Consider the following 22,361-nt stretch of genomic DNA (forward strand, 5'->3'; position numbering starts at 1 on the left):
CACTGTCAACGGTCCACACCTGCGGCGATCAATTTGAGGCAAGGGAAAAGAAGATAGACTCAAAAATTGCAACTGGGACCATTGACTAAAGAATAGGTGCTAAGATAGTTTAAGAGGCTAGGTTCTCCAACCCAAAGTATAGCTCAGACGGGAGTTGGCACTTTTATTGGAAATTGGGGTGCAAATGTTAGCTTCGAACGTGCTCACCCGACTTGCCCTCTTCTTTTTCTTCACTTTGTTTGCTCAGGAAGTATTTTCCCAAGTGGATTCTTTGCTGATTCAACAGGGGACTGCAAGTTATTATGGAAAAAAGTTTCAAGGTAGGCAAACTTCCAGCGGTGAGATTTTTCACCTAGATAGCCTGACTGCTGCCCATAAGCGACTGCCCTTTGGGACAGTAGTTCGCGTAATTAATCTGAAAAACGGCAATTCGGTGGTAGTTCGGATCAATGACCGATTGCCTAGCTATTCCAAGCGGCAGATTGATGTCAGCCGGGCTGCTGCGGAGCGGCTAGAAATGATCCGAGACGGCTTAGCTCAAGTGCGAATTGAGGCAGTGGATTTGGACCAACTGGATCGCTTGGTGGAATTCTATGCCAATAAGGAGCATACCGGATTACGCATCAGGCCTTATTATCAGGGAATCGTAATTCCTAGAAGAGGATTAGACCTTTATGTAAAAGAGTGAATTCATTTTCTAGGGTTTGATTATTCTCACAAATAGGGTTTTTTAGTCCGGATATTTTGAGGTCATTTTTAATTGGTGGTCTAAAAAAAGTTTTTGGGCTTATTGATTGTGGCCATTTTCGTGATCTGCGCCATATTATTTGAAAATTTCAGGCAGCCCTTGATGATCATCTTTCTGATTCCGATCAGTTTTATAGGCTTGTTTTTAATCTTTTCTCTCTTTGATTTTTATTTTGATCAGGGAGGTTATGCTGCCTTTGTGATGCTTGGAGGCTTAGCTGTAAATGCCGGAATTTTTATTCTGAATGATTTCAATAATCGTGGCGGTAATAACCAGAATCGCCGCATACTGAAATCCATAGCAGGCAAATCGATCCCTATCCTATTGACGGTGCTTTCTACTTGTTTTGGCTTGATTCCTTTTTTGATTGAGGGGCAAAATGAGATCTTTTGGTTTTCGCTGGCCATCGGGACGATCGGAAGCTTGGTGTTTAGTATGCTTGGGGTATTTTGGATTTTGCCCGTGATGATGTGGAAGAAGGTCACTCAAACACACCCACATAAATAACCCCAACCGAAAATGTCATAAGTTCCAGCGGTGCTCTTCGGATTTGGTAATCAAAAGTTCCACCTCCTCCTGGCAATGGATTAAATGAAGCGTCGCCTTTGGTTAGGAATCGGAGACCATTGCTGGTTTGATAAGCTGCTTTAAGCTCCAAAAATAATCCGGTTTCCGCTTGAATCGGAATTTGGATTCCGGTACCTAGCCCATATCCTAGGGTCCAACTAGAGAGGTCTTTGCCAGATTCAATTACTTCTTCGGAGAGGATTGATTCTCGGATTTTATACCTAGTGTAGAGATAGTGTGTTCCGAATTTTGCTTCAAAAAAATGCCTGATTTTCCCCATTGGATTGGTCTGATAGCGGAGCAGAATCATGCCGGAAGCGAGATTATTGTTTCTTCGGAGTCTAAGCTCATCCGAAAATCCTTCGTACAAGTCAGTTCGTCTTTCCAATTTGCTTCCGTAGACTCCGTATCCGAATTCTAGCCCAACCGAAAGCGGCAAGGTGGGTGCCTCATAGATCAAAAATCCACTTAAAGTAGGAAGGTGAAGGCCCGGTGTTTCCTCTGCTAATTTTCTCTGTGCAAAACTTGAATTAAAATGACCTCCCACAGACCAAACCTGAGCCTTGGCCATCCATCCAATCAATAAAAAGATAAGGGTAAGAACAGTACGTTTCATAAGCGGAGTTTTCCCTTTTTACGTGCATTCCTATTTTCTGGGTTGCTTAGAAAATCAGCGAGTTTTAATAAGCATTTTCAGAATGCCCTCGATCCCACTTTCCATCCTTGCAATAAGCTGAAAATAAATAGAAAGACCTGATCGGTTTTTAAACCCGGTCAGGTATGGACCGCCAACAAAAATCCCGAACATTTTATATGTCCGGGATTCAAACCTTGTGCTAAGCAGACTCGAAGATTCAAGCCTATGGCCTATACCGTGCTTGGCTCGGGATGGACCCAAGGTCCCCGATAAGGTCTACGTAACTTGGCCGTTGCCTCAGGATCGTTCAAAACAGTCATTGATTTAGGGTCATAGCGTAGTGGACGACCTCCGAGCTCCATGGAAATATTAGCTAGAATACAAGATGCTGTCGAAATGTGGCCTTCTTGTACATCTGCAATCGGTAAGACATCTTGATCGATAGACTCCAGCCAGTTTTTCATGTGAAGGCGAGTGGCAGGAGCAGCATTTAGCTCGATGCGATCTTCCGTCAAGTCCTCCGGATATTGCTCACGCTCGAACAGGCAGTCAAAGTGGATTTTTTCTTCCTTAGTGTCAAATGGGATATAATCTGCCTGCATGGTGCTTCCGGCAAGCATCCCCTTTTCGCCGTATATTTTAAATGCCCAAGGATATTCCGGATCAGGTGCATTTCCCCAAGTTCGATGCTGCCAGACTACTTGTAGTTCAGGGAATTCAAAAATGGCAGTTTGTGTATCGGAAATATTTGATTTGCCTTCTTTTTGAACATAAATCCCCCCAGTTGAAGTGATTTGGGTTGGCCACCCTAATTTCAACATCCAGCGCACAGTATCCAGCATGTGCACGCACATGTCTCCGGTGATTCCGTTGCCATATTCCATAAATGTTCTCCACCATCGGATATGCGGCAGCCCGTCGTAAGGTCTCATGGGAGCTGGTCCGGTCCACATTTCGTAATTGAAGAAATCAGGAACAGGTTCTACTGGAGGATTGCCATTGGCGCGCATGTGAAAGTAACAGCAGACTTCAGCGTGACTGATTTTGCCAAGTTTTCCGGTATCTATGATTTGTTTTTTGGCATCAATGAGGTGAGGGGTACTTTTTCGCTGCGTACCGATTTGGCATTTGCGGTTGTATTTCCGAGCAGCCGCCAAAATCGCCTCGCCTTCGATCACGTCTACAGAAATTGGCTTTTGCAAGTACACATGGGCACCGGACTTTAAGGCTTCGATTGCTTGCAAGGCGTGCCAATGGTCTGGGGATCCGATCAAAACGAGGTCGCACTTATGTTTTTTAAGAAGCTCTCGGTAATCTTCGAATAACTCGGGGACTTTCTTGGAATGCTGACGCTGGGAAACAAGTTCTCCTGCGGCGGTGAGAAGGTTTTTATCGACATCGCAAAGTGCGACGACTTCCACTTCTGCTACTTGGATAAGGCGGAAAAGGTCAGATTTGCCATACCAGCCTGTTCCGATCAGCGCTACTTTCAGCGGACCTTCACGGTCTTTGAAGTCCATGCCGAAGAGTCCAAAACTCGCCAATGTCATCATGGCGGTGGAGCTTTTTAGAAAATCTCTTCGATTCAATTGATTCATAGGTTTTTGGGTTAAAGCGTGAATGACATCAAGATACGAAAAGACCTCACATCCACAAATCCCAGTTGGGATGAGTGGAGTGCACTTCTTTTGTTTCGAATTCACTCATGGCATTTGCCCGGGATGGTAAATCTTTCTGGCAGTTTTCAGGACTTCGGATTTATCCAGGGACATGGGCTTTAGGTCCCGATTGACGAAGCGTTCCATTTGATCTGAAAAATGCGGTGAGTCGGGGTGATTGCTGGATCCATACACATTGATGGATTCTAAGATTGGAAGACCTTCTCCAAATCTAACCATCAAGATGTAGGATTCACCTTGAACCGCTTTTCGTTGTCCGTTTTCCAAAGTTGTGGATCGAATTGCTGCTAGTACATCATCCAATCCCCAGAGAGGAAGCGATTTTTCTCCACGGACGAGACGTTGATATTCTCCCAGTGGGACTAGTCCCTTTCCAAAATAGGTTTCAAAGTGTTTTTTGGCTTCTTGGAGTCCTTGTACAGCTTCGTCTTCCGAAAGAACCGTTTCAAAACTTCGGCCTGATTTGGCGAACTCATCCCACCAATAATAATAAACAAATGCAAATAGGGCAGCCCCTTCACTGTTTATGGCAGCCTCCCGATTCCAAGATTGAAGAGCTAGGATTTGCTTGCTCAGCTCGGGGTATTTTTCAGGGTCTAAGGCAAAAAGTGAGCTCAGATCTGTTCGGAAAGCAAGGGATTTAGGTAGCGTTTGATCAAACTTGATTCGCTTGAATTCCTCCCAAGAAATCCTTCCCGTGTCCGGCATCAGTTCCCTAAATCTCAAAGATCGGTTATTGTCTCGGAGGTCAAATCCCATTTCCTTGGGGTAGTTGTCAGAAGAAAGATTCTCTTCAAATGCACTCGCCTTGAAGGGCGAATGGTTTGTATTATAGAGGTATCCGGAGCCCGGGTTTACCTGTTGGGGAAGTTCCGAAAAATCGTGAAACGTAGTCCAAAGTGTCTTTTGAGTATTTCCGGGTACTGTTCCGCTGTAGTCAAAACCTGGGGTACGCTTGGGTAAGAGTCCGTTGCTGACGTAGAAAATCGTATCGTATTTATCGGCATAGACGGTATTGAAGTTGGTTAGCTGCATGGAGGACATGGCCTTTTTCCATTCCGAAAAATTCTTCGCTTTGTTCATTCTCCACCATTGTTCGGGTGCTCCGATTCGTTCCAATGCGCCAAATCGGATCGCAAAAGCTCCTTGTTCGGTGACTAAAGTTGGGCCATAAATGGATTTCCAGACTTTCTTGGGAATAGGAAGCGTGATCCAATCCCAAAGTCGAACTTTCAGCCAGACATAACGAGATTCCAATTCCAACCATTCACCGTCGACCCGATATTCGTTCGACTCTTCAGGATTTAGCTCCAATTGATACAGGTCCAGAAAGTCCGGAGTATTCACCGTATGTGCCCATCCCAAATGCTCATTGACGCCATGGAAAATCATGGCGCCACCAGGGAATAATCCTCCGAGTGCGTTCCAGCCTTCCTCAGATTGTAAATGTGCCTCGTACCATGCCACAGGGCCTTCCAAAGGTTGATGAGAATTGATGGCCAAAAAAGCCTCACCCGAATCAGTTCGTGAAGGATGAAGGGCGATGGCATTGGAACCTTTCGGTAAGGTGTCCTCTGGTATCAAGTCTACATTTCCTCCAACGATTGCCTGAACGGCTCGATCTGCGCCTGACATTTGTGCTAGAGAAAGAATATAAGCGGAAATGATTTCTTTGGGATTGATCGGGAAGGCGGGCTGATATAATACCTCATCAGGATGATATAAAGCATAGTCATTTAATCCAGCGGCATAGCCTTCCAAGATTTTTTTGAATTCAGGAGAAAAGCTGGAATCGTACTTTTCTTTGGCGATTTCACGGGTTTCTAGGAGGTGGACAAAGAAGTCTATCCCAGCGCCTTGCTCTCCAAATACCCGGCCTGCCAATGCTTTTCCAGCTAAAACGGTCTTTTGGATTGTCTCAAAATCATCTTCAGCATGGGCCCAAGCTAAGCCATAAGCCACATCCGCATCTGTTTTTCCAAAGACATGGGGGACGCCATATTCATCGCGTACAATTTCAACTTGTTCTGTATTCCAGTCAGAAGGCTTCAGTACCCGTTGACAAGAGGCGAAAAGAATCAGTAGGGCGAAAATTGAAATGAGATTTTTCATAGTCCAATAAGTTCGAAAAGAAAGGTAATGTTTCTAGCCTTTTTTCCATCTCAAAAAAAGTCAGATTTTTCTTGGAGCAAATGTTAAATAAATCTAACATTGTGTTAGAAATAATTCACATCACTATGAAAAATGTTTTAGCCTTAGTAATCATCTTGGCCTTGGTCGTGTTCACCACTTTTTTATGGTTGAGCAAGGATAGTTTGGGAGTGGAGGAAGTCACTTCCCTCGGGGTCATTCTGGCAGTCGTGGGATTTGCTGTTTTTATTTTGCTGCGACGGATCAATAGTTGGAAGCAGGGAGAACCGCAGGAAGACGAGTTGAGTAAAAAAGTCATGCTTCGCACCTCCTCATTATCCTATTACATTTCATTGTACTTCTGGGTGTTCTTGCTGTGGCTCAAAGACCGTGTTGAATTTGAGCAGGAGGAATTGATCGGGACTGGGATCCTCGGGATGGCGGTTATTTTCGCCTTGAGCTGGGTCTTTTTCCATTTTAGAGGTGTGCCCAATGACTAATCGAATCAAGGCGTTTCGGCTTCGGCAAGAGTGGACCCAAGAGGATTTGGCCAAAAAAGTCAATGTCCGCAGGGAAACAATCGTCTTTTTGGAAAAGAACAAATACAATCCTTCCCTTCGATTGGCTTATGATTTGGCTCAGGCGTTTGGGGTTGCGATTGAGGAATTATTCAGTTTTGAAGATGAAAAATAGAACCGACAACTACCTTCCAATTTTTATTTCGATCGGGATGTTTGTTGGGATTGGTGTGGGAATAGTAGGTGCATGGATGACAGGAGACTCGGAGTTGTGGATTCCTTTAGGTACTGGAGGAGGAATTGCCTTCGGGTCCTTGATGTTTCTATGGATTCCCATAAAAAAGTAAGAGACCGAAGGATTCAGTCTCTCTGGGGGGTGATTAACTACTTTTCTCCGGTAGTATTGTTGGATTATCTAAACTGATAATCTACGCCATAGACTTGGGTGAGCAGGGTAGCTGGCGCATCAAGTGCCACAGCTGACTTAGGCGGTATTGGGGTGACTGGGGAGTTTTCCGCCAGGTAATTTTTCATCGCTTGATGTAAGGTATAAGCCGTGTTTTCGGTGTCTTGCACTCCTCGGAATCGGCAAAGCATGTCATCTGGATCTCCATCCCGCTCGCAGGCACAGATGGTATAAACACGATCCATTTCCAGTGGTTTTCCGTGGACTAAGGCCTTTTGAACTCGGTTTCCTTCTTTTCCAAAAGCAAGGAACTCAACTTCCATTCCTTTGAATTTGATGACCCAGCCGCCAAACCGCTTGGAAGCATCCTCTGCAAATACATTGTTTAATTCTTTTTCCAGCCAATTTTTAATCTGTTGGCCGTTGACCTTTCCCGTTCGAATCGTGCTATCTACTGGGAGCATATCAAATATGAATCCGTGAGTAATCGGAATATTCCCCGTTTTGTCGGGAGTGGTCCGTGGAGGGCAAAACCGAAATCCGTTGGACAAGACAATGTCAACATCGGGTACCTGCCAACTGATCGCGTTGAGGATCATCGTGTCGATAGGGTTTTCGATCACGAAGTAACGATAAAGTGGAACCGTGCTATAGCCAGCGATTTGGTAGATGTCCTCTTGGAAAGGAAGCTCATTTTTTTGGATAAGTTCGGTGACTTTCGGGTCTGGAGCATTTTTTACTGCATCCACTTCCAAGAGTTCATACCGATCCTCGATCACCTTTCCATTTTCGATTTTCAATTCCAGTTTACCAACAAAAGAACCAAATGCCCCAGGTTCTACCACTTTGGCATATTTAGCTTGGATCGGTTTTCTCACACGCTCATGGGTGTCTCCACCCAAGATGTAATCGACGCCTTCACATTCTGGAATATTAGCTAGATGGATTTGTTGAGAAAGTCCCAAATGGGCAATCACAGCGACAAAAGCACATTTTTCCTGATTTCGAAGTACATCTACATAATGGGCTAGATTTTCTTCTGGCTTAGTGTAAATGATTCCTCGGCTGTAATTGGGGGACTGTCTGATTGGGACAAGGTGATCTGTATAACCCAAGAAGCCGATTTTCACTCCGTTTACCGTCCAGATATGGTAAGGTGGGAAGATAAGCTCGCCCTTTTTTCCTTCACCCAAATCATGGTACATGTTTGCACATACCTTCGGGGCTGTCAAGGATCCCAGGAGATGTTGCATGGCCTTTTTGTAGTAAATCACTTCCCAGTTTCCGGGTAAGTAAAGGTCATATCCAATCTCATTGAGCAATGGGACCATGGCTTCGCCTGTCGTTTTTACCGAAAGTTCAGATCCCTGAAACATGTCGCCGGTATCGATCAAAAATGAATGCTCAGACTTGGCTCTTTCTTTCTCAACAAAGGTTTTGAGTTCTGCATAGCCTCCAGTCTTTCGATAAACTGCCTTTCCATCCTCCCAAAAGAGTTCGTCATGGGGATGGATTTGACAGTGGACATCAGTGGTTTGGAGGATAGTAAGCGTAAAAGAATTTGGGTTTACATTCTTTGGCTTTGCGGTACTTTCAGACGGGGCTAGGCTTAAAAGTCCTGTGCCTGTACCGAGTGCACCCAGCTGGGCCATAAATTTTCTTCTTGAGGATTTCATTCGGTATTTTGGGTAAATTTTTGGGTTGTTAATCGATTTTGGGAAAGGGTACTTTTTCCCAATGTGTTCAGAAAAATAGAAAACCTTTTTGGGGGGCTTTGGTGACAGGTGTCACATTGAACAAAAAAAGCCTGCTGATTATCAGCAGGCAATTCTAAAATCGTGGTTTCTAATTTTCCCTATTCTGAAGAGGAGGTAAACTTGACGATTTCGTTTTTCATAGGCTTAAGAGAAGTCAAATAGGCATAGATTGCTTTTAAATCTTCTTCCTTCATTCCTGCATACATAGTCCAAGGCATGATTGAATTGAATTCTCCAGGCATGACTTTCGGATTCACATACCCCGAATCCGAATAGAATTTGAATCTTTTGACGAAGTCTTCTTCCGACCAGCTTCCGATGCCGGTTTCTACATCAGGAGTAATATTTGAACTGGTAACCACAGATCCGTCAGGAAATGGGAATGACCTTCCTCCTCCAAATGCCAACTCAGGATTAATGACACCTTGAGGAGTGATTTGAGTATGACATTCTGCGCATCCTGAGGCATTTACCATATAAGCACCATAGGCTACTTGGTCATCCCGTGAGGGTTTTTGGACTAATTCAGGATTCTTGGGCATCGTTCTCAGGATTAGATTCACTGGAAAATCAGCTTCTGAATCCGGAATGTCGTTTTCGATCGAAGGTAAGGATCGTACATAAGCGATGATATCATAAATGTCCTCTCGGTCCATTTTTCCATAATACGAATAAGGCATTAAGGGAAACATGGGACTTCCTTCATTGGTGACCCCAGTGGTAATTAATCGGAAAAGCTCTCCGTCAGTGTAGTCTCCAATCCCGAATGGGGTGATGTTTTTGGCGTAGAAAACTCCAGGAAGGCCGATTTTGTGGTCGAATCGATCTCCACCAGCTCCAAGGGTTCCAGGAGTAGGAGGTCCGGAAAATTGGGAGAAATCACGTTTCGAATGGCAATCCATGCATACGGCCACATGGTTGGCCAAATAAGCTCCTCGCTCGATTCGATCTGGGGTGTAGTCGATGGAGATTTCTTCAGCTGGATCCACTTTTGGAAAACCTAATTGCAAAAATGCCAAGGTACAAGCTAGTAAAAGAATAATGGCCCCCATGACGTAGCCAAATACTTTAAATAATTTCTTCATAGTGCTTTCAAATTGAATAATGGGCATATAAATGTATTGAATTTGAAGGCCTTAAAAAAATAAAATTGACTTAAAAGAAGTAAAAGTATAATTTAAACAAGTGATCTGATTTGCCGAGATCTTAATATTGGGGTATCAGGTATTTTTGGCAAATCATCATTTTTTTTCTGGAAAGTTCTCAGGTAAGGTTAATTTGCGGGAAAACCACTTTACCCTATGAGAAAACATTTACTATCCATCCTATTTCTACTGACAGTAGGGCTCACCCAAGCTCAAGATCAGAAGGTGCTCAAAGCCTTAGATGCTAAGGCGGAGTTTTATGGTCAAATAGCCCATCAAATCTGGTCCAAGCCCGAACTTGGATATTTGGAAACAGAAAGCTCAGCTTTGCTCCAAAAGACACTTCAGGATGCAGGATTTAAGGTGGCGGCTGGGGTAGCGGATATTCCTACTGCATTTGTTGCCGAATACGGTTCTGGCAAACCTGTCATAGGGATTATGGCAGAATTTGATGCCTTGCCAGGGGTTTCTCAGGATGCTGTACCTTTTCGTAAGGCAATCGTGGAAGGTGGAGCTGGTCATGCCTGTGGACACCATTTATTTGGTACCGCTTCAGTTGCCGCAGGGATTGCTGTAAAAGACTGGATGGCTGCCAATAAAATAAAAGGTACCATTCGGGTGTATGGCACCCCAGCAGAAGAAGGTGGAGGAGGTAAAGTTTATATCGCCCGTGCTGGATTGATCAATGACGTGGATGCGATGTTGCATTGGCATGCGGGCTCACAAAACGCTGCTGGAGCCACTTCTTCCTTAGCCAATATTTCTACCAAATTCCGTTTTTATGGAGAGGCCTCTCATGCCGCTGCGGCACCTGAGCGTGGAAAATCCGCTCTTGATGCCGTAGAAGCGATGAATTTCATGGTCAACTTGATGCGTGAGCACGTGCCGATGGAGACGAGAATGCATTATGTCATCACACGCGGTGGTGAGGCGCCAAACGTAGTCCCTGCTTTTGCGGAATCCTACCATTATGTAAGACATCCCAATGCTCAGGTCGTGAAAGATATCTTTGATCGTTTGGTCAAAGCCGCGGAGGGAGCTGCCTTGGGGACTCAGACTCGCATGGAGTATGAAGTGATCAACGGGGTGTATAACCTCATGCCTAACGAGACTCTTGCCCGAATCATGCACAAAAACCTAACCTTGATTGGAGGGGTAAACTATACCGAAGAGGAGCGAAAATTTGCTGAAGAAATCATCAAGACCTTTCCAAAAGGAGTCTTGGCTTCACCAGATGATGCTTCCAAAATTGTTCCGTTCAAAGTTGAAGAAACCGGAGGTGGAGGATCTACCGACGTAGGCGATATCAGTTGGTTGGTTCCTACTGCTGGTCTGAATACAGCAACCTGGGTACCGGGTACTTCTGCTCATACTTGGCAGGCAGTGGCTGCCGGTGGAACCAGCATTGGACAAAAAGGAATGATGGTAGCAGCAAAGACGCTTACACTGACGGCGATGGATATTTTCAATAATCCTGCTGTGACTACTGAAGCATTGGGCGAATTGAATAAGCGAAGAGGTCCTGATTTTACTTATGAGGCTTTGGTCGGAGATCGAAGTGCTCCTTTGGATTATAGAAAATAAGATTTGTTGAAAGCCAAGAATTTGAAAGGCTGGAGTTCCGCTTATGGAATTCCAGCCTTTTTTCATGTAGACTTTTTCAAAAAAATCTATCTTGTACCAAGTCATTTCTCCTTACTTAATCCCCCATGGAAAGACGTAAATCACTCAAAATCATCGGTGGATCGGTGGCAGGAATTGCCGGTTTAGTCTTTGCAGACTGGAAGTGGCAAATTGTCGATCGATTGACCCATGCTGGCTTTTTCTCTTTTGAGGAAGAGCAACTCATATCAGCCATTGCTGCTACTTTCATTCCAGACGGTCTTCCGCCGATTTTGCCCTCCGAAGACGCTAAACCTATTGGCGCTTTGAGCACAGGAACCGATCAGTTTTTGATTAAGCTTTTTGAACATTGCTTTGAAAAAGAAGATCAAGAACTCATCAAGTCACAGTTGAAGATTTTGGGTAAAAAGGGCTTTATGGATCTTTCTTCAGAAGAAAAAGAAAGCGCTCTGCTGGCATTGAGGGACTCCGAATCGGAGGATGATAAGAAATTTTTCGACCTCATGCGCTCCAATACCATTATGGGCTTTACCACGGTTAAAGAAGTGATGGTGGAATATTTGGGCTACCAAGTGGCGCCAGGCTATTACAAAGGATGTGTGGATGTACCTGCTGAAAAACTCTAATTCCCAATCGACATGTTACAAGATTCAAAAGATAAAAGAACCTACGATGCGATCGTGATTGGCTCAGGTGCATCTGGAGGTTGGGCAGCAAAAGAATTGACCGAAAAAGGACTTAAAACCCTTGTTTTGGAGCGTGGGAGAATGGTCCGTCATATCGAAGATTACCCTACCGCATCCAAGGCTCCTTGGGAATTTGAGTTTCGTGGCGTTGTGCCCATTGACAAGCGATCCGGGGTGGGAGCAGCAAATTGGAAACGGGAGGAAACTATGCATTGGGCCTTGGCAGAAGATGAGCAGCCTTACATCGAAGAAAAACCCTTCCGGTGGTTTAGAGGCTATCATGTAGGGGGTAAATCCTTGCTTTGGGCAAGGGGAACTCAGCGTTGGTCTGATTTTGATTGGGAAGGTCCAGCTAGAGATGGATATGCGGTGGATTGGCCGATCCGATACAAGGATATGGAGCCTTGGTACACCTACGTGGAAACTTTTGTGGGATTTGCAGGAAGTAGGGATGGATTGGATGTGTTGCCTGACCAGGTTGTTCAGCCAGGGTTTGAACTGAGCTGCGTGGAGCAGTATTACAAGGAAAAATTAAAAGAGCTATACGGTTCGGAGCGTCATCTGGTCCAAGGACGCTGTGCCCACTTGACCGATCCTCAGCAAATTCATAAAGACCAAGGACGGAATAAGTGCATGAACCAAAACATGTGCAACCGTGGCTGTGTGTATGGCGGCTATTTTTCTGCCAATGCTTCTACCTTGCCATGGGCAGAAAAGACAGGAAACCTCACGATTCGTCCCGACTCGGTGGTAGAATCTATCTTGTATGACGAACAGAAAGGAAAAGCGATCGGTGTTCGTGTGATTGATCGCCATACCAACGAGGCGATTGAGTTTTATGCCAAAATCATTTTCCTCAATGCCTCTACGATCAATTCCAACGCGATTCTCCTTAATTCCAAATCGTCCAGATTTCCGAATGGACTCGGAAATGATAATGGATTGATGGGTAAATTCATCACTTGCCACAATTACCGAGGAAGTGGCTATGCTACTTTTGAAGGCTTTGCAGATAAATTTAACGACGGGCGAAATCCCGGTCACGCCTATGTGCCACGATTCCGGAATGTCTATCGTCAGGAGACGGATTTCTTGCGAGGATATGCGATTGGAATGTCTGCCAGTCGACAATTGGACGGCAATGGAGAACTTATCGGAAATGCGCTTAGAGATAAACTACTCAATCCCAAATATGGACTTTGGGGCATGGCAGCCTGGATGCAAGGTGAAATGGTGCCTGATGAATCCAATCACATGCGGCTTTCTCCAGGTGAAAAAGATAAATATGGGATTCCTAAAATCATCATGTCTGTAGAATGGAAAGACAATGACGATAAGATGACCCGAGACTTTGTGGAGCAGCAGTCTGAAATGTACGAGCGGATGGGATTTAAAAATATCAATGTCGTCGATCGAGGTTCACCTCCAGGTTCTGATATTCATGAAATGGGAGGTGTCCGTATGGGCAATGATCCCAAGACCTCCTTGCTCAACAAGTACAATCAGCTTCATACCTGTCCAAATGTTTTCGTGACGGATGGGGCATGCATGACTAGTGCCAGTACCCAAAATCCAACCTTGACCTTTATGACCCTCACTGCCCGAGCTGCTAATTATGCCGTGGAGGAGTTGAATAAATTGAATTTATAATTTGGTCAACGGTCCACGGACGACAGTCGATAGCCAGCTAATCTACCATCCAGGCTTTTGGTTTGATTTGCCCTTATCGAGTGTAGTACTTTGCAAGCAGCAGTGGACCGAGGACTGTCGACCGTAGACAACCCATAAAGAACCTATGAAAAATATCCTAACCCTCCTGATTTTATCCTTGGCTTGGATCATAACCCCTTCTGAAACTAAAGCTCAGAAAAAAGGTGATCCAATGCTTCAGGTTCCCCTTGGCTTTGCTTCTTACACGTTCCGAAATCAATGGAAAAAGGGTGTTCCAGAAGCGTTAGACATTATCCAGCAAATGGGTTTTACGGAATTTGAAGGCGGGGCACCTCAGGGGGTAAGCGTTGAGGATTTTAAGAAAATGCTGGCAGATCGTGGAATTTCATTGCCTTCTACCGGGACAGGTTTCGAGCAATTAGAGTCCGATCCTCAGGCGGTTGCTGATCGTGCCAAAGCACTAGGGGCGAAGTATGTCATGTGTGCCTGGATTCCTCATCAGCGCGGGCAGTTTTCCAAAGCAGATGCCGATCGCGCGATCAAGGCCTTTAATGAAGGAGGAAAAGTTTTGAAGGATAATGGAATTATCTTCAAATACCATGTTCATGGGTATGAGTTTCAGCCTTATGGCAAAGGGACTTTGTTTGACTACCTAGTAGAAAACACCGATCCAGATTATGTCTCCTTGCAAATGGATGTGATGTGGACACATTTTGGAGGAGGCGATCCCGCGGCACTATTGAAAAAATATGGAAAGCGATGGGTTTCGCTTCACCTGAAGGATTTCCGAAAAGGAGCTCCTAAAGACATGACGGGCTTGACTGGGCCTGAAAATGATGTACCCCTAGGTCAAGGAGAATTGGATTTTCCTGCCATCCTTCGAGAAGCCAATAAAATCGCAATTAAGCATATGTTTATCGAGGATGAAGGTGACCACGAATTGGAAGCTTTGCCAAAAAGCATCGCTTACTTAAAGAGCCTGAGGTATTGAGTTTAAATTTTCTATACTTCGAAAATTTGGAAAAGGAGTTTAAAGCCTTTTAAAAAATGGTGCAGAGGGAGGAAGGAGCGCTTGGATGCTCCTCCCAGTTCCTCTGACTTTGAACTAAACTGAATAAACCTAATCGTTGATGACAAATCAAGAGTAGATACGGGGCTGGTTTAGGTCATGGCTGAAAATTTTAATGAATTGATTTTATACACTTCATAACCGCTGATTTTGATTCATGAATAAGCTTGTTAAGTTTCTGACAATCAGTTTTTTGATCGGAAGTTCTTTTGGAGGGTTTGCTCAAGAAAAGCAGAAATTAAATGTCATTTTGATCCATGTCGATGACCTTGGAGCAACTGATTTGGGGGTCTTTGGAAGTGATTTTTACGAAACTCCAAATTTGGATCAATTGGCAAAAGAGGGGATGCGATTTACCCAATCCTATGCCGCAGCATCTATTTGCTCCCCTTCCCGAGCGGCTTTGATGACAGGAAAATATCCGGCAAGAGTAGGAATTACCGATTGGATCCGGGCAAAATTTCAAGGGTTTTCCACTTCTGGTTTGCCAGGGGAATATGAGGATTTTGCAGATAAACCATTGAAAACTCCAAAAATTCAGGGGTTTCTTCCCTTGGAAGAACAGACCATCCCCGAACGGTTGAAGCCTTTGGGTTATACCAGTCTCCACGTAGGGAAATGGCATTTAGGGGAAGAAGGTATGCATCCCGAAGATCAAGGGTTTGACCTCAATATCGGAGGGAATGATTTGGGACAGCCGCCCAGCTATTTTGACCCTTACCTACCTCAAACACCAAGAGAATTTTACCAGATCAAAAATTTGCCTCCTCGAAAAGCCGGTGAATTCTTAACAGATCGAGAATCAGACGAGATCATCGGGTTTTTGAAGAACAATTCAGAAAAGCCATTTTTTGTCCATTGGGCACCTTATGCGGTGCATACTCCGATCATGGGGCCAGAGGATTTGGTGGAGAAATACAAAAGTAAGACTCCCGGTCAGCAAAAAAATCCAGTGTACGCGGCACTGATTGAAAACTTGGATAGTAATGTCGGTAAGCTACTTGACTACCTCAATCAAACTGGATTAAGGGAAAAAACCTTGGTGATTTTCACTTCGGACAATGGAGGCCTGATCGGAAACAAAACTAATCCTGTGACCTGGAACATAGGCCTTAGAGAATATAAAGGATATCCGTATGAGGGGGGGATTCGAATTCCCACCCTAGTTAGTTTGCCCGGTCAAGTGGTTTCTAATGTATCCTCTTCTGTACCGACCATTTCGATGGATTGGATTTCCACGATCTTGGATGCCTTGGGCGAAAATCCCAACCAGCCCGGGTTTGAGGGAAGTAGTCTTTGGCCTGTTTTGAAGGGTGAGAAAGGGGAGTTGGACAGAGATTTATTTTGGCATTTTCCGCACTATCGTGAGCCGGATGTGACTCCGCATTCTATCGTAAGGTCGGGGGATTTCAAAATGATTTACTATTTCGAGGATGGAAGTACTGAGCTTTTTGACCTGAAAAAAGATCCCATGGAAGAAAAGAATTTAGCTAAAGAGATGCCTGAGCAAGTTGTCCAATTAAAGGCCAAGATTGAAATGTGGTGGAAGGAAACTGGGGCTAGATTGCCTATGAAAAAATAATCAACACAAGCTTACATCATACCCTCGCCACTACTCCGCTATTCTCTCGCTATCCGAGATTTGCTATCTCGAATTTCCTATCGATGGATTTGTAATCCGAAAAAGTTTCAGCAAACCAGCTTAAACCCATATCCACGCACATTCAATATTTTAATCGCCGGGTCGTCTTGGAGTTTTTTGCGGATCTTGGTGATAAATACATCCATGCTTCGGGCGTTGAAAAAGTCGTCCGAACCCCAGATTTGATTTAGAATCAGTGTCCGATCGGTAATGTCATTGGCGTTTTCCAAAAGCATTTGCAAAAGCTGACTTTCTCTCGCCGTAAGGGGAGTTTCTATCTCACCCAATTTTAGCAACTGACGGGTGGGGTGAAATTCATACTTGCCTAAGGTAATCCAATCGCTTTGACTTTGCCGAACTCGAATTTTATCCAAATGAGCTTTGATTCGCACGATCAATTCCTCCATGCTGAAAGGTTTACGAACGTAATCATTGGCCCCCAAGCCAAAGCCTTTCACCACATCTTCGGTCTGACTTTTCGAAGTCAAGAATATAATTGGAGTATGGGGATCGATTTTTCGAATTTCGGCAGCGAGCGAAAACCCATCTTTCTTCGGCATCATCACATCCAAAACCAGCACATCAGGCTTTTGACCTTGATAACTCTCCCAGGCTTTTTGTCCGTCTGCGCAAAGTCTTACTTTGAAATCCCGGCTCTCCAGACTTTCCTGAATAATCATTCCAAGTGCCAATTCGTCTTCGGCCAACAGTACATTGATTTTGCTCATGGCCAGTAAGTAATAAAGGTGGTTGAATTCTTTCCTGTCTCCAGTTCGATTTTGCCCTCGTGCTTTTCGAGAATCTTTTTCACGTAATACAAGCCAATTCCAAAGCCCTTTACGTCGTGTAAATCTCCCTTGGGGATACGGTAAAATTGCTCAAATACCCTTTCCTTTTGTTCTGGGCTGATATTTCCTCCATTGTCGTAGATTCGGATTTTGTGCATTCCGTTTTGATCCAAGCTTATTCGGATCTGATCCCCACCATATTTCACGGCATTATCGAGGAGATTGGAGAGCACGTTTTCGAAGTGAAACGGATCTGCGAAAATGGGTTTGCAATGGGAGGGAATTGTCAAGTCAATCTGTTTTTCCGGAGCCAAAGTCTGGAACTTTTGGACCAACTGCCGCAAAAGCGGTTCGGGCTCGATTGGCTCCTTCTTCATGATCAATTGATCTGAATCCAAGGTGGCAGTTTCTAATAGTTTTTCCACCATTTGATTCAGTTTTAGCATTTGGGTTTTGGAGATGCCCAAGTAGCGGTTGGTTTTTTGAAGATCATTTTCCGGATTGAATTGTAGTATTCCTTCAATTGCAGATAGCGTGGTGGCGATTGGAGTTTTGAATTCGTGCGTGATATTGGCGATCAGATCCTGCTTGATTTCGGCGATTTCCTTCTGGTTTTTGATCGTTTGATAGAGGTAGTAAAAGGCAAAAGAGATGAGCACAAGAAATAGAACCGAAGTCAGGATTTCTATTAATCCTCTTCGAAGAATGGTCGTGGCCGTATTCTCAAAATGCATTTCCAAAATCTGTCCCGGTGGGAGAAAAGTGGATCGAGAAGTTACCTGAAAAGGCATTTTTTCCTTGGAATTCAATATGACGCTGTAGGCCTTGGCATCTCCCGAAAGCTGATAGAGTCTATAGTTGATAGTGATACTTCTTCGGTCCAGTTCGTTAAATAACAGTGCATTGATTTTGTCAAAATCCAAACTGTCCCGGGTGATCGAGATGATGATTTTGCTGGTGAAAATCTTTAAGTTATTGATGCTGTCAGCTTGGTCTTTTCCGAAAAATACCTGTACTCTGTTTTTTTGATCTAAGGCTATTTTTCTCGATGAATCCATCAAAACCAGACTTGAGGTCGAATCCATCTCCAAGGAACTCCAAAACGCAGAGTCAAATCCGCCGCTTTCCATTTTTTCTATGGTCTCAAAGATTCGATTGCTTTTGGTGACTCGATCCAAAAATCCCCCAGTACTATCTAGGCGGTCAACCTGGATTTTGGTGATTTGGTGAGGATCAGGAAGACTATCCGAACTGAATTGAAAATTTCCAGTTGGCAGGTCTGTCATTGCAATCACATCTGTTTTGGCCAACTCCGCAAAGTAATTCTCGACCGCATTATCCAAACTCTGTTGAATATCGCTGATAAGCTGGGTTTGGATAACCTCAAACTGATTGACCAGTCTCCAGCCTTGAACTAGAATGCTGATGGCCAAGGTGAGCCCGATTAAAATTCCGATTCGTTTGAGTTTCAGTTTTTCCACATCGCTAAATTAGCCGGATAAAAAGCCCGAAAAAATCCAGGTTAACACACGTTAACAGTGCTTAACGGATTGTTTTCTTTTGATACTTCTTCTTTGCAATCACAAAACACACCCAATTATGAAAATCAAATTAGTACTAATCGCTGCATTGAGCCTTCTTAGTATGGTTCATCTTTTTGCCCAAGGACTTACCGGAAGAGCCTATTACAAATCTTCCTCGGCCTTCAGATTTGAAATGGATTCTTCGAAAATGGCCCCTGAACAAATGGCTGAAATCCAGGCACAGCTTAAAAAGCAAATGGAGCGTGAATATGTCCTTTCTTTCAACCCGATTGAATCCAACTGGAAGCAGGTGGAAAGCTTGGGAGGTGGACCTGCTACAGCTTCCTCTGGTGGAATGCAAATCGTGATCAACACTGGTAGCCAAGATCGGGTATTGTACAAAAATGTCGCAGATCAAACCTACGAGCAGGAACAAGATGTGATGGGAAAGGAATTTTTGATCAAAGATGCGCTTGAGGTAGCTGAATGGGAATTGTCCGATGAAACCAAGAAAATAGGAAACTATACCGCTCAAAAAGCAACTTATTCTCGAATTATCGACTCCCAGCGTTTTTCTACAGGTATGACCGAAATGGAAAATGTGAAAGATACCATTCAAGTGGTGGCTTGGTTTACTCCGGATATCCCTGTGCCTCATGGTCCTGAAAATTTCTTCGGCCTTCCGGGTTTGATTTTGGAGGTACAAAGCTCAGGTAGAACCTTGATCTGTGAGAAAATCGAATTGAATCCTTCCGCCGAACCTGTGGCGATAGTCCGTCCGAAGCGTGGAAAAGAAGTAACTCGTGAAGAATTCCGAGCCATGCAGGAGGAAGGAATGAAGCAGATGATGAACCGCTATCAAGGAAAGCCCGGAGACGGAAATCAGTTTACGATTCGAATTGGAAACTGATGTAAGTCCGATGCTGGAGGACCGATGTGCGATGTCGGGCTTAGCTAAGTCATAATCCTGTCCATTCTCGATTTTCCAGAGGGTTTACAGAGTCAAAGCATCTTTCCAATTTTCCAACCTTCCAATTTTACCACTTCAGAAGACTAAACCAACATGCCTTTTTCAAAAAGACTACTTCTCCTTGCCGTTTTCTTTGGATTTGCTTTCTCAGCTTTTGGGCAAAGTAAACCTCTGATTGGGCAAGTCCTAGACTCGCTCAATCGACCGATTCCCTATGCCAATGTGGTGGCTATTAACCAAAGCACTCAAAAAATCGGTGGCTTTGGGATTACCAATGACGAAGGGCGATTCAAAATTACATTGGCGCCGGGAGCGGAATACCTGCTTAGAATTTCCTTTGTGGGTTTTCAGAAGTTCGAAATGCCGGTGAAAGAATGGGATTCTGAGGTGTCCTTTCAGATCAAATTGAAGCAAAGTGATACCGAATTGGGACTGGTCGAGGTAGTTTCAGAAATGCCTGTCACCATGAAAGGTGATACGCTGACCTATAAAACGGATGCATTCACTACCGGTACGGAACGAAAACTGGAAGATGTCCTCGAAAAGCTGCCGGGCTTTCAGGTGGATGAAAACGGAGAGGTAAAAGTTCAGGGTAAAAAGGTGGACAAGGTCTTGGTAGATGGGAAAACATTCTTTGATGGCGATACCAAGTTGGCCACTAAAAATCTCCCTGCCAATGCGGTGGACCGGGTGCAGGTATTGAAAAATTTCAATGAGGTTTCGCCGATTCGGGGATTGGACACGAATGAGACTCTTGCTTTGAATATCGAGTTGAAAGACGGAAAAAAGAACATGGTCTTTGGAGACTTGGAGGCAGGAGTAGGTCCTCAGAAGCGATATCTCGGTCATGCAAATGTCTTTTACTATGCTCCTAAGACCAATATCAATTTAATCGGAGGTAGTAATAATGTAGGTGAGCAAACCTTTACTCTTCAAGATTACTTCCGGTTTAGTGGAGGAATGGCTGGATTGGGAGGTAAAGCGGGTTCCCGTGTCCAATTAAATGGGGATGATTTGGGGATTCCAATGGCCAATCGAACCAATGCTGCTCAATTGGATACAGATTTGGGAGCTCTGAATTTCAATTTTACGCCCTCCAAAAAATGGCGTCATGCCGGATTTGTGATTGCTTCCAATTCTAAAAATGAATTGGGTAGCACTTCTTTTCGAACTTATTTGAATGGTGAAGGAAATAATCAGGAAATTCTAGCCTCGGCCAGTCAAGTCGAAAACAAATCGGCTCTTGCCAAATATGCCTTGACTTTTACCCCAAAGGAGGAGACTTACTTGAAATACAGTCTTTTTGGAAAGCTCGCTTCGATCTCCAATGGAAATCAACTTGCTTCAAGTTTTAATCAACAGTTTGCGCAAACTTTCCAATCGCTGAATACCCGACGTCCCTATTCTATGCAACAAAAGCTAGAATGGTATCATGCGCCAAGCGATCGACATGTTTTTTCTACGGAGCTCAACTGGGAGTCCAAATTCACTGATCCTGTATTTGATCTTACCACCAACTTGAGGCCGCTACTCGGCTTGGTTCGGATTCCAGAATCAGAAGAGTATCAATTAATCCAGGCTCAGGAAATTTCTACCCAAACGCTAGAGGGAGCTTTCAATTATTACTATATCCTCAATCCCACCAATCACCTCAATTGGTCGCTGGGGTATCAGCATTTTTCGCAGCGGCTTATGGGATCATTGGCTCAGGCGGGCTTTGAAAATAGTTTCGAAGAATTTGCCAACGATACTGAATTTGGTCTTCAGGATCTCTATTTGGGAACCACTTGGAAGACCAAATGGAAAAAATGGATTTTGAGCCCTTCCGTCTTTTTACATCGATACACTTGGAGCGATCAGCAAGGACCTGGAGAATTCAATTTCGATAAAGTCCTAGCCTTGCCGGCAATGTATGCGAAATGGAATATCAAATCTAACCGCTCCTTGACCTATCGATTCCAGACAGAGGCTAATTTTATGGATATCCAGAAATTAGCTCAAGGCTTGGTTCTTCAGGATTATAATGCGGTATTCCAAGGAAATCGACAATTGGAAAATGGATTGTTTGATACGCACACCTTGAGTTATACTCACTTTGATATGTTTTCGGGGCTTACCGTTTTTGGTAATTTGAATTATCAGCGCAAGCGCAATGAGGTGACCACTACCACCGACTTTGCAGGAATCAACCGTTTACTTTCCCTCGTGAATATCCAGCCAATCAATGAGACGCTCAATGGAGAGGTGCGCCTGGACAAAGCACTAGACAAATTTAAGTTTGAACTTGGTGGACGTTGGAATTCATTTTCCACCAATTTGATTTTGAATGATTTGCCTGCCCAAAATCTTCAATTTGCCCAGACTTACGATACGCGAGTCACAACGACTTTTTTCAAGGTTTTGGAAATTGATTTGGGCTATTCTTTTACTGCTAATAACTATACCTCCGGCCCTATCCAAAATACTTTTACGACGCATAGCCCAAAGATTGAAATTGATTTGGATCTCCTGAAAGGACTAAAACTGAATGCAGATTACACCTATAATGCCTATCTCAATCAAGCTGCCCGAACGCGAAGTGATTTTGATTTCCTAAACACCTTTTTAAGCTATCGATCTGCAAAAAGTCCATGGGAGTTTAGATTGTCTGTGTGGAATCTTTTGGATACGCGCGCGATTCGAAGAGATAGTTTCAATGAAAACCTGATCAGTACCTATTCCTATTTGGTGCAGCCAAGGTATGGCTTGTTGACGGTAAAGTTTGACCTCTAGTTGCTATCAAAAACCCGGGTATTTTCTGGG

Annotated in this window: 18 protein-coding genes and 1 pseudogene; 12 read left to right on the forward strand and 7 right to left on the reverse strand. The window is 44.2% G+C overall.

Features of this window, described 5'->3' with window-relative positions; all coding sequences use genetic code 11:
- Positions 1–184: 184 nt before the first annotated feature.
- Together AO498_RS16945 and AO498_RS05845 are read left to right on the forward strand one after the other, a co-directional pair.
- The gene (locus AO498_RS16945) at positions 185–688 is read left to right on the forward strand and encodes a septal ring lytic transglycosylase RlpA family protein (protein ID WP_082792193.1); all 504 of its coding nucleotides are present in this window, start codon (positions 185–187) and stop codon (positions 686–688) included.
- 99 nt (positions 689–787) lie between these two features.
- Positions 788–1,255 (forward strand): annotated as a pseudogene (locus AO498_RS05845) (efflux RND transporter permease subunit); the annotation flags it as partial.
- On the opposite strand, the gene AO498_RS05850 reads toward AO498_RS05845, so the two are convergent.
- From AO498_RS05850 to AO498_RS05860, 3 genes are all read right to left on the reverse strand, one after another.
- Positions 1,230–1,931, reverse strand: coding sequence for a hypothetical protein (locus AO498_RS05850; protein ID WP_148660191.1), 702 nt, complete (start codon positions 1,929–1,931; stop codon positions 1,230–1,232). The pseudogene AO498_RS05845 and the gene AO498_RS05850 sit on opposite strands and share 26 nt — an antisense overlap.
- A gap of 251 nt (positions 1,932–2,182) precedes the next feature.
- Positions 2,183–3,550: a Gfo/Idh/MocA family protein gene (locus AO498_RS05855; protein WP_067544691.1), complete on the reverse strand. Its 1,368-nt coding sequence runs from the start codon at positions 3,548–3,550 to the stop codon at positions 2,183–2,185.
- 105 nt (positions 3,551–3,655) lie between these two features.
- Entirely contained in the window at positions 3,656–5,743 is a 2,088-nt protein-coding gene (locus tag AO498_RS05860; protein WP_067544693.1) for an acylase, read from the reverse strand.
- A 125-nt stretch (positions 5,744–5,868) separates the two neighbouring features.
- Here AO498_RS05860 and AO498_RS05865 point away from each other — a divergent pair, with 125 nt between their 5' ends.
- Genes AO498_RS05865 through AO498_RS05875 form a run of 3 tightly spaced genes read left to right on the forward strand, consistent with a single transcriptional unit; the run spans position 5,869 to position 6,626 of the window.
- Positions 5,869–6,261 (forward strand): hypothetical protein, encoded by a 393-nt coding sequence (locus tag AO498_RS05865; RefSeq protein WP_067544695.1) that lies wholly within the window; start codon positions 5,869–5,871, stop codon positions 6,259–6,261.
- Positions 6,254–6,454, forward strand: coding sequence for a helix-turn-helix transcriptional regulator (locus tag AO498_RS05870; protein ID WP_067544697.1), 201 nt, complete (start codon positions 6,254–6,256; stop codon positions 6,452–6,454). The genes AO498_RS05865 and AO498_RS05870 overlap by 8 nt, the downstream gene beginning before the upstream one ends.
- On the forward strand, positions 6,444–6,626 hold the full coding sequence (locus AO498_RS05875; RefSeq protein WP_067544700.1) for a hypothetical protein: 183 nt from the start codon (positions 6,444–6,446) through the stop codon (positions 6,624–6,626). The genes AO498_RS05870 and AO498_RS05875 overlap by 11 nt, the downstream gene beginning before the upstream one ends.
- A gap of 64 nt (positions 6,627–6,690) precedes the next feature.
- On the opposite strand, the gene AO498_RS05880 is transcribed toward AO498_RS05875, so the two are convergent.
- Complete coding sequence (locus AO498_RS05880) at positions 6,691–8,337, reverse strand: bifunctional metallophosphatase/5'-nucleotidase (RefSeq protein ID WP_236778638.1); 1,647 nt, start codon at positions 8,335–8,337, stop codon at positions 6,691–6,693.
- Between the two features lie 203 nt (positions 8,338–8,540).
- Positions 8,541–9,527 (reverse strand): c-type cytochrome, encoded by a 987-nt coding sequence (locus tag AO498_RS05885; protein ID WP_067550272.1) that lies wholly within the window; start codon positions 9,525–9,527, stop codon positions 8,541–8,543.
- A gap of 216 nt (positions 9,528–9,743) precedes the next feature.
- Between AO498_RS05885 and AO498_RS05890 the strand changes: the two genes are divergently transcribed.
- The 5 genes from AO498_RS05890 to AO498_RS05910 all read left to right on the forward strand — a co-directional run bounded on the left by AO498_RS05890 (position 9,744) and on the right by AO498_RS05910 (position 16,218).
- Positions 9,744–11,171, forward strand: coding sequence for an amidohydrolase (locus tag AO498_RS05890; protein ID WP_067544704.1), 1,428 nt, complete (start codon positions 9,744–9,746; stop codon positions 11,169–11,171).
- Between the two features lie 125 nt (positions 11,172–11,296).
- Positions 11,297–11,836, forward strand: a complete 540-nt coding sequence (locus AO498_RS05895) for a gluconate 2-dehydrogenase subunit 3 family protein (RefSeq protein ID WP_067544706.1) — start codon at positions 11,297–11,299, stop codon at positions 11,834–11,836.
- 12 nt (positions 11,837–11,848) lie between these two features.
- Entirely contained in the window at positions 11,849–13,546 is a 1,698-nt protein-coding gene (locus AO498_RS05900; protein WP_067544708.1) for a GMC oxidoreductase, read from the forward strand.
- A gap of 145 nt (positions 13,547–13,691) precedes the next feature.
- Entirely contained in the window at positions 13,692–14,558 is an 867-nt protein-coding gene (locus tag AO498_RS05905; RefSeq protein WP_067544710.1) for a sugar phosphate isomerase/epimerase family protein, read from the forward strand.
- 235 nt (positions 14,559–14,793) lie between these two features.
- On the forward strand, positions 14,794–16,218 hold the full coding sequence (locus AO498_RS05910) for a sulfatase (protein ID WP_067544712.1): 1,425 nt from the start codon (positions 14,794–14,796) through the stop codon (positions 16,216–16,218).
- A gap of 107 nt (positions 16,219–16,325) precedes the next feature.
- On the opposite strand, the gene AO498_RS05915 is transcribed toward AO498_RS05910, so the two are convergent.
- On the reverse strand, positions 16,326–17,006 hold the full coding sequence (locus AO498_RS05915) for a response regulator transcription factor (protein WP_067544714.1): 681 nt from the start codon (positions 17,004–17,006) through the stop codon (positions 16,326–16,328).
- Positions 17,003–18,547 carry a sensor histidine kinase gene (locus AO498_RS05920; protein WP_067544721.1) on the reverse strand — a complete coding sequence of 515 codons (1,545 nt, stop codon included), beginning with the start codon at positions 18,545–18,547 and terminating at the stop codon, positions 17,003–17,005. The genes AO498_RS05915 and AO498_RS05920 overlap by 4 nt, the downstream gene beginning before the upstream one ends.
- 118 nt (positions 18,548–18,665) lie before the next feature.
- Here AO498_RS05920 and AO498_RS05925 point away from each other — a divergent pair, with 118 nt between their 5' ends.
- Together AO498_RS05925 and AO498_RS05930 are read left to right on the forward strand one after the other, a co-directional pair.
- Positions 18,666–19,499 carry a GLPGLI family protein gene (locus AO498_RS05925; RefSeq protein WP_067544722.1) on the forward strand — a complete coding sequence of 278 codons (834 nt, stop codon included), beginning with the start codon at positions 18,666–18,668 and terminating at the stop codon, positions 19,497–19,499.
- A gap of 153 nt (positions 19,500–19,652) precedes the next feature.
- Positions 19,653–22,331: a TonB-dependent receptor gene (locus tag AO498_RS05930; RefSeq protein WP_067544724.1), complete on the forward strand. Its 2,679-nt coding sequence runs from the start codon at positions 19,653–19,655 to the stop codon at positions 22,329–22,331.
- The last annotated feature ends 30 nt before the right edge of the window (positions 22,332–22,361 follow it).

The sequence above is a fragment of the Algoriphagus sanaruensis genome (assembly GCF_001593605.1).
In the GTDB taxonomy this organism is placed as follows: domain Bacteria; phylum Bacteroidota; class Bacteroidia; order Cytophagales; family Cyclobacteriaceae; genus Algoriphagus; species Algoriphagus sanaruensis.